The following is a 16009-nucleotide window of genomic DNA, read 5'->3' as shown; positions in this document are numbered from 1 at the left end:
TCGCCGCGACGCATAACGTAAAACAAGCCCCTGAAATCAATCGTCGAGGTCGTCATCCTGATTGTGCATATCCACTAACGCGTGGTCTCCCGCGCTATTGTCTTTGGCAGCATCATTGCGGCTTGCCTCAAGCGCTTGAAGATACGCTTCATCAATATCATCGGTGACGTAATTGCCATCAAAGACAGAACAATCAAAACCGTCAAACGCAGGGTTCACTTCGCGACACGCCGCTTTCAAATCGTCTAAATCTTGATAAAAAATGCGATCAGCGCCAATCAACTCGCCCACTTCCGCTTCGCTACGCCCATGGGCGATGAGCTCGGAAGCAACGGGCATATCAATGCCATACACGTTCGGGTAGCGTACCGGTGGCGCGGCAGAAGCAAAGTAAACATTGCGCGCTCCCGCATCGCGGGCCATTAGAATAATCTGTTTGCAGGTTGTCCCCCGCACAATCGAATCGTCCACTAACAATACGTTTTTGTCTTTAAACTCGATATCAATGGCATTGAGCTTTTGACGCACAGACTTTTTACGCTGGGTCTGTCCTGGCATGATAAACGTGCGGCCGATGTAGCGATTCTTCATAAAACCTTCGCGATAGGTCACGCCCAGATGCTGGGCCATCTCCAGCGCCGAAGTGCGCGAGGTATCGGGAATGGGAATCACTACATCGATATCGTGCTCGGGCCACTCGTTGAGAATGCGATCCCCAAGCTTACGTCCCATCTGCATCCGTGTGCCGTAAACATAGGCGCCATCAAGAATAGAGTCAGGCCGCGCCAGGTAGACATGCTCAAAAATGCACGAACGTAGCAGCGGGCGATCCGCACATACCTGCGTATGGATAGTGCCTTCCATATCGACAAATATCGCCTCACCCGGCGAAAGATCTCGCACTAACTCAAAGCCACCCACATCAAGGGCAACGGACTCAGACGCAATCATCACCTCGTGCTGGCCTTCATGCTCGCGGGTGCCAAACACGACCGGGCGAATACCGTGGGGGTCGCGAAATGCCACCATGCCAAAGCCGTTAATGATCGCCACAGCGGCATAGCCGCCTTTACAGCGACGGTGCACCCGGCGGACAGCATCGAAAATATCTTCGGCTTCTAAATGTAACCCTTGCTTGCCTAACTCGTGGGCAAACACATTGAGCAGCACTTCGGAGTCGGAACTGGTATTGATGTGGCGAAGATCGGTAGAGAAAAGCTCTTGCTTGAGCTGCTCAGAGTTGGTCAGGTTGCCGTTGTGGGCCAACGCGATACCGTAGGGCGAGTTGACATAAAACGGCTGTGACTCGGCCTCGCTGGACGAACCCGCCGTTGGGTAGCGTATATGACCAATGCCTAGGTTACCCTTCAAACGCGCCATATGGCGAGTATGGAAGACATCACGCACAAGACCGTTGCTCTTGCGCAGTAAAAAGCGTCCTTCGCTCCAGGTCATCATCCCGGCAGCGTCCTGGCCCCGATGCTGTAGTACGGTCAAGGCATCATAAATTGCCTGATTCACCGCCTGCTTGGCCAGAAGGCCCACTATACCGCACATACTGTCTTACCTCGCTTGATACCCAGGCTTAGTGTTAAGCCAACGATTAAGAAACGTTACTTCGCCGAAACGCAAAAGCCACGCTCCACTTACTCTTCGTCGCGTGGACGAAAATCCGGTAGCGGTATTTCGCTTAACGAATCGGGCGCTTGGGGCAAACTCCCCTCCCACTGATCGAGCTGACTGACGGCCCAATCACGTAATTGCTCAAAACTTGGGCGCAATGACGCCTGCTGCCACGCCTGCAGCTCCATCAACGGTGTTAGTGTGATCAAAATGGTGGCAACGAGCAAAATGGCCGCACCACGGGCGGCGCCGAACGCAGCACCCGCCAGGCGGTTTAAGAACCCCATTCCCACCCATACCACGGCTGCGTGCACACCACGAATGACAATGCCGCACAGTAGGATCACGGCAAAGATCACCAATACAAAAGCGAGAACTAAACGTGCATCAAAGCTCTCGATAAAGCCGGTCATAAGTTCGGCAACCGGTTCAGCGAGAACACGGGCGACCAAAAGCGCCACGACCCATGCCGCAAGCCCGAGCGCTTCACGTACCAGCCCGCGGACAAAGCCCGCGAGCATCGACAACGCTAAAACGGCTAAAAACAGCGCATCGATCCACGTTAACGCCATCGTTTAGTCCCTCACTCGAACCAGCAAACCTTGCTGATTAACGCGCTTTTTTATCAAGGTAGAAGCGCGCTCGCCATCAGCTGAACTGGCAAAAGGGCCTACGATCACCGTGGTCAAATCGTCGCTACGCTTACGGGTATATACATGAAATCCGTTCTCTTCTAACTCACGCTTAAGACGTGCAACGTTATCGGGGTTACCAAATGTTCCGACCTGAACGCCCCACTCCCCTTGCTCACTGGTCGCGGGAATGGCTTCTTCTGAAGCCCGGCGTTGGCTATCGGACTGCGCCATTAGTGCCGCAATCGGGTCATCCTCCACCTGCGGGGTGCTATCTTGCGTTTCTGTGTCTTGCGTTTCTGCGTTTTGTGATTGCGTTTGAGCCGGCGCTTCATCACCACGCCCGATGTCAGCGCCTTCATCAACAGCCGCGTCGTCGCTTGACGCTGTTTGCGTCTGAGGAGTGTCGCGAAAGGAAGAAAGGTCTATTGACTCGGGGGGCACAGGTTCGGCAACGTCACGGCGTGGCGCGTCTATCGGTTGTTCAATAGTAAACGATGGCTGCGGGCGCTCCTCGCGGGGAGCAGGATCACTCATTAACCAGGGAACCAAGATCGCGGCCAACGCTAACAGAATCACGATGCCACTGATGCGCTCCATTTTGCCGTATTTCATGCCTTTCTCCCTTGGAAGCGCCCTATAAAAGCGCGCCAATCAAGCGGTTGTCTCGTGTGACGCCTGAGGTAATGTGATTTCAAGCAGTGCGCCAACGGTAAAAAACGACCCCGTCGCCAGCACGATATCGCATGCCGCCAACTGTCTTCCCAGCCAGTCAGCGCCCTCTTTAGGCGAATTGGCGCAGTGGTGAACTTGGCCACCTTGACGTTCGATAACGGCTTTGAGCGATGCCGCCGAACGCCCACGGGAACCCGAGAGCGACACACACACCCAATCGGTCACTCGCGGCACCAAGTTCGCTATCACGGCGTCAGCATCCTTATCATCCAGCATGCCGATCAAGCACCAAAGACGCCCTTCAAGTGGCTTGTGTAAACGGCTCGCTACATAAGCAGCCGCATGAGGATTGTGGCCAACGTCTAAACACCATTGCCCGAGCCATTGCATACGTCCCGGTAGGGTGACACTGGCTAATGCGGCTTGCGTTGTGGCAGCGTCAGGCACTAAACCTGCCAACGTAAGCGCTTGCAGCGCAGTAGCGGCGTTATCGAGCGGCAAACCCGGGTCAGGCAGCTGCGTCAACGACACGTCTTGACCATCCGCGAGGCGACCATGCCATTGCCAGTACCTTTCGCCTTGCGGCGTACGACGAAAAGCCTGACCAAGCACGAAAAGCGGCGCGTTAAGTGCTTTCGCCGATTCTTCTACGCTACCGGGGAGCGTTTCGCTACCCAGCACAGCAGGATGGCGAGGACGCAAAATCCCTGCCTTTTCGCGGCCGATTTGCTCAAGATCAGTGCCTAGAAAATTAGCGTGATCTTGAGCAATCGTGGTCACAATGCCGATATCGGCATCGACAATATTCACCGCATCTAGACGGCCACCCAGACCAACTTCCAGCAACACAAGGTCAAGTTCTGCGTTAGCAAAGCACCACAAGGCGCAAAGCGTGCCAGCTTCAAAGTAAGTCAGGCTGATTTCAGGCGCTTTCAAGCGCGCATGCTCTATCGCTTGAAAGCCCGCCACCAGCTGATCGTCACTTACCGGTTCACCATTAAGCGTAACGCGCTCGTTGTAGCGCACTAAATGGGGTGAGGTATAAGTCCCCACCCGCTGGCCGTGCGCGCCTGCTACCGCTGCCATCACCGCAAGCGTTGACCCCTTGCCATTGGTGCCCGCCACCGTGATCACTTTAGGCGCCAGAGGCGACGCTAGAAGCCCTAAGCGCGTAGCCACTTCGCGAACGCGCTTGAGCCCCATATCGATACCAACCGGATGCAGCTGTTCTAAGTACTCAAGCCATGTGGGTAAATCGTTAGGCATTGCGCGGCTTTTCGTCGCCAGTTGACGCTGGCGTTTCATCGTCATCGATCCAGTTTGTCGCCTGCTCGTTACCATGGTCGGCCGCATTGGCAACAGAAGGCTCATCGGCAACCGGCTCGATAACCTTACCTTCTTCAGCCGTCTCGGCATCAACAATCCCTACGAAGGGGTCGTGATGGGTCAATTTACGCAACACACCGCCTAAACGCTTACGCATATCGCGACGATGAACAATCATGTCGACGGTGCCATGCTCCAGTAGAAACTCACTGCGCTGGAAGCCTTCCGGTAGTGTTTCACGCACCGTTTGTTCGATAACGCGTGGGCCAGCAAAACCAATTAGCGCATTGGGTTCGGCGACATTTAGATCCCCCAGCATTGCTAACGAGGCCGAAACGCCGCCAAAGACGGGGTCGGTCAATACAGAAATGTAAGGCACGCCCGCCTGCTTTAACTTCTCTAGTGCCGCTGACGTTTTGGCCATTTGCATCAGCGAAAAAAGCGCTTCCTGCATACGGGCTCCACCTGATGCGGAGAAGCAGATCAGCGGGATACGCTCCTCCAAAGCCAGTGTGGCCGCACGCACGAACTTTTCCCCGACCACAGCGCCCATTGAGCCACCCATAAAGGTGAATTCAAACGCGACGGCAACGACCGGCAAGCCATCAAGTTGGCCACGAAAAGACACTAAGGCGTCTTTTTCGCCGGTGTCTTTTTGAGCGGCAATAAGACGATCTTTATACTTTTTCGAATCGCGGAATTTCAGCCGGTCGATTGGCTCAATTTCGGCGGCGATCTCTTGGCGCCCTTCTTTATCCAAAAACCAATCTAACCGCTTCCGGGCCGTCAAGCGTAGGTGATGGTCACACTTGGGACAGACGCTAAAGTGTCTTTCCAGCTCAGGGAGGTAGAGCACCGCTTCGCACTTAGGGCATTTGCGCCAGAGGCCGTCAGGCACACTGGCACGACGGTCTTTACGCTGGATACGCCCCATGGAGGGCACAATTTTGTCTAACCAGCTCATATCAGAAATTTTTCCGTTATACGTCAATGCCTGGCAAAGCCAGGCGTTGGTAGGTGTTTAACTGAGAATTAAAAACGTGTAGCGCTACATCTTAGCGCAGACGGGTTTCACGCATCCATAGCCGAGCGCATATCCGCCAGCACATCTTTAAGCTGACCGGGAATAATCTCGGGTATTTGCGTATTTTCCGCAATGCGGTTCACCAGCGCGCTCCCGACGATCACACCATCTGCCACATTAGCCACTTCTGCGGCTGTCACGCCATCGCGAATACCAAACCCAACGCACAGCGGCAGATCCGTCATTTCGCGAAGCGGTGTCAAGTGTGCCGCCACGTCAGCCGCATTTAGCGACGCCGCACCGGTCACCCCTTTGAGCGAGACATAATAGAGATAGCCTTGTCCGTGGGCGCATATGGTAGCGGCGCGCTCTTGAGAAGTCGTAGGCGCAACGAGAAAAATCGCCGCCAAATCGCGAGATTTCATTAACGGACCGATCTCTTCGGCCTCTTCAGGCGGCATATCAACGATCAGCACACCATCTACCCCGGCATTTGCTGCTTTATCGGCGAACACCTCATAGCCAATTCGCTCGATGGGGTTCAAGTACCCCATCAAGACCACCGGTGTTTGCGTATCGGCTTGGCGAAACTCTTTCACCATTTCAAACAAATCTACCAAACGCGTGCCATGCGTTAACGCGCGCTCACAAGCTTTTTGAATGACAGGCCCATCCGCCATGGGGTCGGAAAACGGCACACCCAGCTCAATCACATCCGCACCTGCTTCGACTAAGGCGTGCATAAAGCCAACGGTATATTGCGGCGCAGGGTCGCCCGCAGTGATATAAGGGATGAGCGCCTTACGGCCTTGCGCTTTGAGTTCGCTGAAGCGTTGATCAATTCGATTCATGGCTATCCCTTAAAATTCAATGCCGTCGAGCTTAGCGACCGTCATAATATCTTTATCACCGCGGCCTGAAAGGTTCACCACGATGTGCTGGTCGGCTCGCATGGTAGGCGCCAATACTTTGGTATACGCCAAGGCGTGAGCCGACTCTAGCGCCGGCATAATCCCTTCCATATGCGTTAACTCGCGGAAAGCCTCCAGCACGTCATTGTCGTTGGCCGCCACATAATTGACCCGCCCAACGTCTTTCCACAGGGCGTGTTCCGGGCCGACGCCGGGGTAGTCAAGCCCTGCAGAAATAGAATGTGTATCAGACACTTGGCCCGCTTCGTCGGACATCAAATAGGTGCGGTTGCCGTGCAATACGCCACGTGGGGCATTGGAGGAAAGCGGCGCCGCGTGACGCCCCGTTTCAACGCCATCGCCCCCTGCTTCCACGCCATACATGGCAACCTCTTCGTCCTCGACGAAGGGATAAAATAAGCCCAGCGCATTCGAGCCACCCCCCACACACGCGATTAGCGCATCAGGCAGTCGGCCAATTTGCTCCATCGACTGCTTACGCGCTTCACGCCCAACCACAGCGTTAAAATCACGCACGATAAGCGGGTACGGGTGCGGGCCAGCGACGGTACCAATAATGTAGAAAGTGTTATCCACATTGGTGACCCAGTCGCGCAGCGCTTCATTCATCGCATCTTTCAATGTGCGCGTACCCGATTCCACCGGGATAACACGAGCACCCAACAGGTGCATGCGGTAAACATTAAGCTTCTGACGCTGCACATCAGCGGCACCCATATAGACATCGCATTCAAGCCCCAAACGTGCCGCTACAGTCGCGGAGGCAACGCCGTGCTGGCCAGCGCCAGTTTCCGCAATGACGCGTGGTTTACCGATTTTCTTAGCCAGCAGCGCTTGGCCAATGGTGTTATTAACCTTGTGAGCACCGGTGTGATTCAAGTCTTCACGCTTGAGCCATATTTGCGCACCGCCAAGTTTCTTTGACCAGCGTTCGGCGTGGTAAAGCGGTGACGGGCGCCCAACATAGTGGGCTAAATCGCGGTCAAACTCGGCCTGAAATTCCGGATCATCGCGCAAACTTGCGTAGATGTTTTCCAGATCTTCCAGCGCGAAGCTTAGGGTTTCTGACACAAAGCGACCACCATAAGGGCCAAAGTGACCACGGGCATCGGGCATTTGGGTCAAGTTGCTAAATTTGGACGTGGCGCCAGTCGGTGCGGAGCTAGTCGTTGATAAACCAGTCACAGGGGTACCTCACAAGATTGCCAAGAGCAGCAACAGTAAATGAACCAACAAACATCATTAAACATCACGAATTAGGCAGCGCTGAAGGTGATGCGTTCGCTGCCGAAACCGCCTGAACAAACGCCTGCATTTTTGCGGCGCTTTTCGCTCCCGGCGAGGCTTCGATGCCGCCGGAAACATCCACGGCGTAAGGTGCTACATGCGTAATGGCAGCACCAATATTACCCGACGTTAAACCACCAGCGAGGATAACAGGTTTTGCTAAGTTTGCGGGAATTCTTGACCAATCGAAGGTCTCGCCAGTGCCACCCGGCACGCCAGGACGGTACGCATCAAGCAATAACGCACTCGCCTCATGATAACGGTCGGCTTCTCGGTGTAAATCCAACCCATCGCGCATTCGCAACGCTTTCATCCACGCCATGGCGTAACCCTGACATGCCTCGGGCGGTTCATCGCCGTGAAACTGCAATAAATCCAGATGGGGCGCACAACGCTCAATCAAAGACGTCGGCTGATCGACAAAAAGACCGACTCGGGTCACAAACGCGGGCACAGTGGCGGCGAGCTCCGCCAGCCGTTCAACGCTGATGCTACGCTTGCTTTGCGGCCACATCACAAAACCGATCGCATCAACGCCAAGACTCACTGCACTGGCGATGTCGTCGGCTCGGGTCAAACCGCAAAACTTGATGCGCGTTCGCTTTATGGCGCTGGGCATCATGCGTCCTCCTGCTTTATAGGCTCATTGCCCGATCGCGCGTTCCCCCGGCGGTGGCGCACCATCGGAGAGTCGGGGATTTCCCGCTCTCCGGTCCACTCGCCGGTAAACGCCAGTAGATTGGGCCCAAGCGGTTCTTGCGGCAAGGCAAAGCTATCGTCGTAGCGTGAGTCAACAAAGTGCAAGCCGCAGGCGGGTGCGGTGACATCGCCTTTTTTACGATCGCGTAACGCAAGCAGCCGCTCAATGTAAGATTCATCCTGCGCGCCTCTGCCTACACTCACCAACGCGCCGACGATATTGCGAATCATGTGGTGCAAAAACGCGTTTCCTTGCACATCCACCACAACGAGTGCGCCGTGTCGCTTCACTTCAATAAAGTGCAAATAGCGCCAAGGCGCCTTCGAGCGGCACCCCGCAGCACGAAAGCTAGAGAAATCGTGCTCGCCGACCAGCGCCTGCGCGGCGCGGTGCATAGCGGCGACATCCAGCGGGTCGCGGCACCAGGTGACGTTGGCGCGTTCTAACACAGGGCGATTGAGCTGATTAATGAGCACGTAACGGTAGCGGCGGGCTAATGCCCCCAGGCGCGAGTGAAAAGTATCCGGCACGGCTTTTACCCAACGCACCGCGATATCTTTGGGTAAGTTGGTATTGGCGCCAAAAATCCATGCTTTTTCGCTACGCGGTACGGGCGAATCAAAATGCACGACTTGGCGTGTGGCATGAACACCCGAGTCGGTGCGGCCGCTGGCGTGAACCTTGACCGGCTCACCGGCCACTTGCGCAAGTGCCTTTTCTAGGCTCGCCTGAACGGAGGCGGCGTGACTTAATCGCTGAAACCCACAGTAGTGAGTACCGTCGTACTCAACTCCCATGGCAAGGCGTCCGTTGAGGGGTGTTTTTTCATCAAAGCGGTCAAACAGCGTCATCGACTCACAATACGTTAAGAGTTAAGGGGAGCGGGCATTATCCCGGCCCGGCACTTTGAATGCTACCTCTTCAATTTCCCATCCTTCACCTAGCGGCGAATCGCTATCCGTTTTGGTCGCTTTTTGCCGATTATCAGCCGGTGAATCCTCACTCTTTGCAGCCTCTTTGGCGCCTTTAGCACTTTGTGGCTCATCCGTCTCGACCGGTTCGAACTCAACCGTCGGCTGCATAGGGGTTTCTTTACGAGGCGCGGCCGGCTCAGCACTTAATGAAGGTGGCTGATAATCAATAAACCGTGAGTCCGATTGCGTGTCTTGTTCGCGAGAGGAAATTTCAGGCGGCTTGGGTGAAACCTCTTTATTCGCTTCAGCTTCCTGCTCCGTTTTCAGCTCAGTTGTCGGTGCACCCTCTGTTTCAGGCGATTCTTTCAAGGCGGCGCTGCGTTGGGAAGCGAGCCCTGCCGCTTGGCTACGGCCTAAGACGTCATCGTCATCGGCTTCCCATTCAAGCGGCTCGTCTATTTCAAACGCCTCGGGCTCAGGGTGGCTGTCGTCAGGTGCCATCGCTTCTGGCGAGGCGTCCTTGGCGTAAGCTTCTTGAGCGGCATAGATTGTCGGCGAAGGCTCGGTAAAAGGATCCGTTTCAAACGCTTCTTCTGTTTCAAGCTCTTCCTCAACGGCAGTAAATGCCGCCCCCTGGGAATTCTGTGCGCTCGAAGCTTTCTGCTTAGGTGCATTATCTTGTGCAACACCGAGAGATGTCATGGTGCTAGCCTGACTTTTTGAGGGCTCAGATGGCTCACTTATGGACGCCTGATCGACACCCTCCCACTCTCTCGCTTGACGGCGACGAATCAGCATAAGCAATATCAGTAGCAGCACCAACCCAGCCGACATTAATGTCCAGCGGTAATTCTCCATAAGGGCTGGTAACGATGGAAAACCACCCGCCTCCCCGGCGGCGCTGGCTGATGCGGGTACTCCGGCATCGTCGACTTGTTGCATGCCCTGAGTGTCTTCTGCCGAAGCGACACGTTCTTCTGTACGGCTGCTCTCAACATCGGCAACGCGAGCCGTCTCCTGCTTTTTCACGACATCGTCGGCAGCGGAGGGACCAGCACGTTCCTGAGAGGTTAACGCTTCGGTAAGCTCGGATACTTGACTGCGTAACGCATCAAGCTCACTGCGCATCTGTTCGCGTTCTTCGATGAGCTGCGCCAGCATCGCCTGACTTTCTTCAAGCGGCTGCGAATCTGCTGATGTATCGGCGTTGCCACTGGGATTTATCACTTCGCCACTAGAGCTGACCGCCTCGGCACTGGCAATGGCCGCATCAGCAATGCTTGGTTGAGTGTCTTCATCGGGGGTTGCGGCGGTGTCAGGAGCGGGCAATGCAACCGAGGCTAAGCCGTTATCACGGTGACGCCAGGCGGCATTCATCGCGTCAATCGCTTCGGCTGAGGCGGCTGCCGAACGACGCATTACCTGTGCATCGGTGGGTACGTCTAGCCTAAACCCCGCTCGCATGCCATTTATATTGCCGGATGGAAATACATGCGGGTTGGCTTCAAGTAACGCAACCATCATTTGCTGTACGCTTGCCTGCTCGGGTTTTATCCGTTCAGCAACGCTCCAAAGCGTATCCCCACTGTCGACGTAGGGAGACGTGTTTACCCTCGTATTTACCCTCGCGTTCACCGCCTTGCGGCTTACATCAGCAAGGCTTTCCGCCACAACGCGATTTGATGCGGGTCGTTGAGATGGTCGTTGAGATTGAGTTTGAGACGGTCGTTGAGATTGAGGTTGAAACTGTTGTGGAGACTTTTGTGGAGACTGAGATTGCGTTATCGCTTGGCTTGCCTGCCCTCCTTCGGCTGCGTAGTCGGCGGGGTCAAAAAGCAGCGTGATTTCATGCGCTTGACGCCCTGAAGGATATTCAATCACAAGAAGCAAATCGAGCCAGGGCACATCAACAGATTGCGATGAGGTAAGGCGAATCGTCGGCGGTTGCCCTTGGAGGGTAGCGTTCACATCCGCGATGACATCACTCCACTCAAGCCCGGCGGAGGCGTAAGCGCTGCGCTTTGCCAAGCGGACGCTAAGCGTTTCGGGTGAATATTGCTGCGCATCAACCAACGGAATCGAAGCATCTAGCGGGGCATTTAAGGTCGAGCCAACCTGCGCGTCACCGACCCCAAGCGCATGCACCCACGAACTCGACATGGCGAGAGTGAACAGCATGGCTAGCGTGATTGGTTGTTTCATGAACGCCTCTGCTTCTTATACGTCATCATGCTCAAGCGATAAAGGGTTTATCAACTCAAAGTGTTACGCCCTTTTTACCACAGCTTCTACTGTTTGCGCATAAAAACGGGGGCCAATATTAGCCCCCGCTTTAGCGTCTTAGCGTAAAACCTACCGCATTATTGCTCGCGCAGGATTTTCAGCATGCGCTTAAGTGGCTCGGCTGCACCCCACAACAGCTGGTCCCCAACGCTGAATGCAGAGAGGTATTCCCCGCCCATCTCAAGCTTGCGTAGACGACCAACGGGAACATCGAGCGTACCGGTCGCGACAGCCGGTGTCAGTCCTGCGATGGTGGCATCCTTGTCATTGGGAATGACGTTGACCCACTCATTGTGCTTAGCGATACGATCTTCGATCTCATCAATCGGCACATCCCGCTTGAGCTTGATCGTGAATGCCTGACTATGCGAACGCATCGCGCCAACGCGCACACAGAGACCATCGATCGGCACCGGATTGTCCTGCAAGCCAAGAATCTTGTTGGTCTCAACGTTACCCTTCCACTCTTCGCGGCTTTGACCGTTATCCAGCTTACTGTCGATCCACGGCAGAAGACTACCAGCCAGAGGCGCACCGAAGTTGTCGGTGGGGAAGTTGCCGCTGCGCATGGCGGCTGTCACCTTGCGATCAATATCCAAAATCGCGCTGGACGTATCTTTCAGCTCTTCGCCAACGCTATCGCGCAGCGTACCCATTTGGTTGAGCAGCTCACGCATGTGCTTGGCGCCAGAGCCAGACGCTGCTTGATAGGTCATGGAGGTCATCCACTCGATCATATCGGCTTCGAACAAGCCGCCAAGACCCATCAACATCAGGCTGACAGTGCAGTTACCGCCGACAAAGGTTTTCGCGCCTTTAGCAAGCTGCGCGTCGATCACGCTGCGGTTAACCGGGTCGAGTACAATGGTCGCGTCATCGTCCATACGCAGCGTACTGGCAGCGTCGATCCAGTAGCCTTTCCAGCCTGCGCTGCGAAGGTCTTTGTACACCGGCTGGGTGTAATCGCCGCCTTGACAGGTGACCACCACGTCCAGCGCTTTAAGCGCTTCGATATCAAAGGCGTCTTTTAGCGGAGGCACGTCCACGCCGACATCGGGGCCAGGTTGGCCCACTTGAGACGTGGTGAAGAAAATCGGCTCGATGCCGTTAAAATCACCGTCTTCTTGCATGCGCTGCATCAGCACAGAGCCGACCATGCCACGCCATCCTACGAAACCGACTTTCAACATCGTGACGTCCTCCAATAAAGAATGAGCCCTTCATTATACATACTTTTATGCATCGTTCAGGGCAGCACGCATTACGCCTGCTGAGCAAACACGGCCAAAACCGCATCACCCATGGCATCGGTACCGATGGTCTGCATGCCTTCAGAAGCGATATCCGCCGTGCGTAGGCCGTCATCCAATACCTTGCCGACAGCCGCTTCAATGCGCTCGGCCATGGTATTTTCGCCTAAAGAATAGCGTAGCATCATGGCCACCGAGAGCATCATCGCCAGCGGGTTGGCGACGTTTTTCCCAGCGATATCCGGCGCGCTGCCGTGGCATGGCTCGTACATGCCCTGCCCGCTTTCATTAAGCGAGGCTGACGGCAGCATACCGATGGAACCGGTGAGCATGGCGGCGGCATCGGAGAGAATATCGCCAAACATGTTGCCGGTCACCATCACATCAAACTGCTTCGGCGCACGCACCAGCTGCATGGCGGCGTTGTCCACATACATGTGCGATAGCTCGACGTCCGGGTATTCCGGCGCCAGCCGTTCCATCACCTCGCGCCACAAGATGGTAACTTCCAGCACGTTGGCTTTATCCACCGAGCAAAGCTTCTTGCCACGCTTCTGGGCCATTTCAAAGGCTACGCGGCCGATACGCTCGATCTCGCTTTCGGAATACACGTAGGTATTGAAGCCCACCCGCTCGCCGTTGCGCTCCTCAATGCCGCGTGGCTGACCAAAATAGATCCCCCCGGTCAGCTCGCGGACGATCATAATGTCCAGCCCGGCCACCAGTTCAGGCTTGAGGCTTGAGGCACTGGCGAGCTGCGGGTACAGCATCGCTGGGCGTAGGTTGCCAAATAGCCCGAGGTTTTTACGCAGGCCTAGCAAGCCTTTTTCCGGGCGCTTGGTGAGGTCTTCGATCTTGTCCCACTTGGGGCCGCCGACGGCACCGAGAAGAATGGCCCTGGCTGCCTTGGCTTTATCCAGCGTCTCGGCTGGTAGCGGCTCGCCGTGAACGTCATACGCCGAACCGCCGACCAAACCCTCTTCCACGTCAATATCGAGACCTGCCTCTTTGCACGCTTGCAGCAGGCGCTTAGCTTGCGCGGCGATTTCGGGGCCGATGCCATCGCCCGGCAGAAGTAAAACCTTATGTGTCATGCGATATCCTTAAAGCCTTAAACGTATATCTTTAAATTCGTGACATGAAACGCATGGCGTTAAACATCAGGCGGTCTGACGAAACAGCCACGAGCGGCGCTGACGATGTTTCTCTTCGAAGGCACGAATGGCATCTTCGTCTTTCAGCGTTAATCCAATATCGTCCAGCCCTTCCAGCAGGCAGTGCTTGCGGAATTCATCGACCTCGAACTCAAGAATTTCACCGCGATGGGTAATCACGCGCTGATTCTCCAGGTCCACATCTAACCGGTAGCCTTCTTTCGCCTCTACTTCATCGAACAGACGGTCGATCGTGTCTTCGTCGAGGGTGATGAGCAGGATGCCGTTTTTGAACGCGTTATTGTAGAAGATATCGGCAAAGCTGGGCGCCACTACCAACTTGAAGCCAAAATCCTCCAGCGCCCAGGGGGCGTGCTCGCGGGAGCTGCCACAACCAAAATTGCGGCGTGCCAGCAGCACCTCAGCGTTATCATAGCGCGGCTGATTAAGCACGAAATCAGGGTTCAACGGACGCTGAGAGCAATCCTGATCTGGCTGTCCTTCATCCAGGTAACGCAACTCATCAAACAGGTTAACGCCAAAACCCGTGCGCTTGATCGACTTCAAAAACTGCTTTGGAATAATCAGGTCGGTATCGACATTGGCGCGATCTAACGGCGCCACCACCCCTTCAAAACGTTCAAACTTTTTCATGGCTTAGGCCTCCTGAGCGTGAGTGGCATCGTTCGCGGGCAAGCGGCGCACATCAACAAAGTGGCCGGCAATCGCGGCAGCAGCGGCCATCGCAGGGCTCACCAGGTGAGTGCGGCCACCGTAGCCCTGACGCCCTTCAAAGTTGCGGTTGGAGGTCGAGGCACAGTGCTCGCCCGCGCCCAGTTTGTCGGCGTTCATCGCCAGGCACATTGAGCAGCCCGGCTCACGCCATTCAAAGCCCGCCTCGATGAAGATTTTGTCCAGACCTTCCTCTTCCGCCTGGCGCTTCACCAAGCCGGAGCCGGGGACGACCATGGCAAGCTTGATGGAATCGGCGATCTTATTGCCCTTCGCCACCTTGGCGGCTTCGCGCAGGTCTTCAATACGCGCATTGGTACAGGAGCCAATGAAAATTTTATCCAGCTTGATATCGGTAATTTTCTGGTGGGCCTTTAGCCCCATGTACTCAAGCGCACGGGAGTGGCTGCGCTGCACGGTTTCATCCGGTGCGGCGTTGGGGTCGGGCACCTGGCCGGAAATGCCGGTCACCATTTCAGGGCTGGTGCCCCAGCTCACCTGCGGCTCAATGTCTTCGGCTTTCAAGGTCACCACGTTATCGAAGACGGCATCCGGGTCGGAGACCAGATTACGCCAGTCTGCCACGGCGGCTTCCCACTGCTCGCCGGTCGGCGAATAGGGACGGTTGCCGATGTAGTCAATCGTGGTGTCGTCGACGGCGATCATGCCGACCCGCGCGCCCGCCTCAATGGCCATGTTGCACACGGTCATGCGGCCTTCCATCGACAGCGACTCGATGGCGCTACCGGCAAACTCGATGGCATAGCCGGTGCCGCCTGCCGTGCCAATCTTGCCGATAATCGCCAGCACCACGTCTTTAGCGGTCACGCCCAGGCCCAACTTGCCTTCAACGCGCACCTGCATGTTCTTCATCTTCTGGGTCAGCAGGCACTGGGTCGCCAGTACATGCTCGACTTCCGAAGTGCCGATGCCGTGGGCCAGCGCACCAAAAGCGCCGTGGGTGGCGGTGTGGGAATCGCCGCAGACGACGGTCATGCCCGGCAGGGTTGCGCCCTGCTCCGGCCCCACCACATGGACGATACCTTGGCGCGGGTCGTTAATTTTGAACTCTTCAATACCGTATTCAAGGCAGTTGTCGTCCAAGGTTTGCACCTGGATCAAAGACACCGGGTCTTTGATACCGCTGTTACCCTGAGCACGCTCTATCAACGTGGTCGGCACGTTATGGTCGGTGGTCGCCAGATTGGTATCCAGGCGCCATGGTTTGCGGTTCGCCAAACGCAGCCCTTCAAAGGCCTGGGGCGAGGTCACTTCGTGGAGCATATGGCGGTCGATATAGATCAACGCGGTGCCGTCATCGCGCTGCTTGACCAGATGCTGATCCCACAATTTATCGTAAAGCGTTTGACCTGACATGTGCTTCTCCCGGGCTAGGCCCTGCTAGTTCATAGCGGCAGCTTGTTTGGCGCTGCTTTTATAACGTGTTGTAGAAGTGTCACGCGGCTCGAAGATAAAA

14 protein-coding genes are annotated in these 16009 nt (G+C 55.7%); all 14 read right to left on the bottom strand.

The genetic code is table 11. The features are described 5' to 3' along the window. Positions 1 to 36 precede the first annotated feature (36 nt). On the bottom strand, positions 37 to 1557 hold the full coding sequence (purF, locus tag M8006_RS14160; RefSeq protein ID WP_250083279.1) for an amidophosphoribosyltransferase: 1521 nt from the start codon (positions 1555 to 1557) through the stop codon (positions 37 to 39). Between the two features lie 89 nt (positions 1558 to 1646). Beyond that, positions 1647 to 2195, bottom strand: a complete 549-nt coding sequence (locus M8006_RS14155) for a CvpA family protein (protein WP_250083277.1) — start codon at positions 2193 to 2195, stop codon at positions 1647 to 1649. Between the two features lie 3 nt (positions 2196 to 2198). Continuing rightward, positions 2199 to 2870: an SPOR domain-containing protein gene (locus tag M8006_RS14150; RefSeq protein ID WP_250083275.1), complete on the bottom strand. Its 672-nt coding sequence runs from the start codon at positions 2868 to 2870 to the stop codon at positions 2199 to 2201. 39 nt (positions 2871 to 2909) lie between these two features. Next, positions 2910 to 4235, bottom strand: a complete 1326-nt coding sequence (gene folC / locus M8006_RS14145) for a bifunctional tetrahydrofolate synthase/dihydrofolate synthase (RefSeq protein WP_250083273.1) — start codon at positions 4233 to 4235, stop codon at positions 2910 to 2912. Next, positions 4189 to 5220, bottom strand: a complete 1032-nt coding sequence (gene accD, locus M8006_RS14140) for an acetyl-CoA carboxylase, carboxyltransferase subunit beta (protein WP_250083271.1) — start codon at positions 5218 to 5220, stop codon at positions 4189 to 4191. Before accD ends, folC begins: the two co-directional genes overlap by 47 nt. 107 nt (positions 5221 to 5327) lie before the next feature. Continuing rightward, positions 5328 to 6131, bottom strand: coding sequence for a tryptophan synthase subunit alpha (gene trpA, locus M8006_RS14135; protein WP_250083269.1), 804 nt, complete (start codon positions 6129 to 6131; stop codon positions 5328 to 5330). Between the two features lie 9 nt (positions 6132 to 6140). After that, positions 6141 to 7328, bottom strand: a complete 1188-nt coding sequence (trpB, locus tag M8006_RS14130; protein ID WP_250083306.1) for a tryptophan synthase subunit beta — start codon at positions 7326 to 7328, stop codon at positions 6141 to 6143. A gap of 133 nt (positions 7329 to 7461) precedes the next feature. Next, positions 7462 to 8118 carry a phosphoribosylanthranilate isomerase gene (locus M8006_RS14125; RefSeq protein ID WP_250083304.1) on the bottom strand — a complete coding sequence of 219 codons (657 nt, stop codon included), beginning with the start codon at positions 8116 to 8118 and terminating at the stop codon, positions 7462 to 7464. Continuing rightward, complete coding sequence (truA, locus tag M8006_RS14120; RefSeq protein WP_250083266.1) at positions 8118 to 9050, bottom strand: tRNA pseudouridine(38-40) synthase TruA; 933 nt, start codon at positions 9048 to 9050, stop codon at positions 8118 to 8120. Before truA ends, M8006_RS14125 begins: the two co-directional genes overlap by 1 nt. 21 nt (positions 9051 to 9071) lie before the next feature. After that, positions 9072 to 11315: a FimV/HubP family polar landmark protein gene (locus tag M8006_RS14115; protein WP_250083265.1), complete on the bottom strand. Its 2244-nt coding sequence runs from the start codon at positions 11313 to 11315 to the stop codon at positions 9072 to 9074. Positions 11316 to 11473: 158 nt separating this feature from the next. Next, positions 11474 to 12586 carry an aspartate-semialdehyde dehydrogenase gene (gene asd / locus M8006_RS14110; protein WP_250083262.1) on the bottom strand — a complete coding sequence of 371 codons (1113 nt, stop codon included), beginning with the start codon at positions 12584 to 12586 and terminating at the stop codon, positions 11474 to 11476. Between the two features lie 71 nt (positions 12587 to 12657). Next, positions 12658 to 13740: a 3-isopropylmalate dehydrogenase gene (leuB, locus tag M8006_RS14105; protein ID WP_250083260.1), complete on the bottom strand. Its 1083-nt coding sequence runs from the start codon at positions 13738 to 13740 to the stop codon at positions 12658 to 12660. 66 nt (positions 13741 to 13806) lie between these two features. After that, positions 13807 to 14454 carry a 3-isopropylmalate dehydratase small subunit gene (leuD, locus tag M8006_RS14100; RefSeq protein ID WP_250083258.1) on the bottom strand — a complete coding sequence of 216 codons (648 nt, stop codon included), beginning with the start codon at positions 14452 to 14454 and terminating at the stop codon, positions 13807 to 13809. A 3-nt stretch (positions 14455 to 14457) separates the two neighbouring features. Then, positions 14458 to 15909, bottom strand: a complete 1452-nt coding sequence (gene leuC / locus M8006_RS14095; RefSeq protein WP_250083256.1) for a 3-isopropylmalate dehydratase large subunit — start codon at positions 15907 to 15909, stop codon at positions 14458 to 14460. Between the last annotated feature and the right edge of the window lie 100 nt (positions 15910 to 16009).

The sequence above is a fragment of the Halomonas llamarensis genome (assembly GCF_023555005.1).
Lineage (GTDB): Bacteria > Pseudomonadota > Gammaproteobacteria > Pseudomonadales > Halomonadaceae > Vreelandella > Vreelandella llamarensis.
This window is presented reverse-complemented; position numbering and strand designations above follow the sequence as displayed.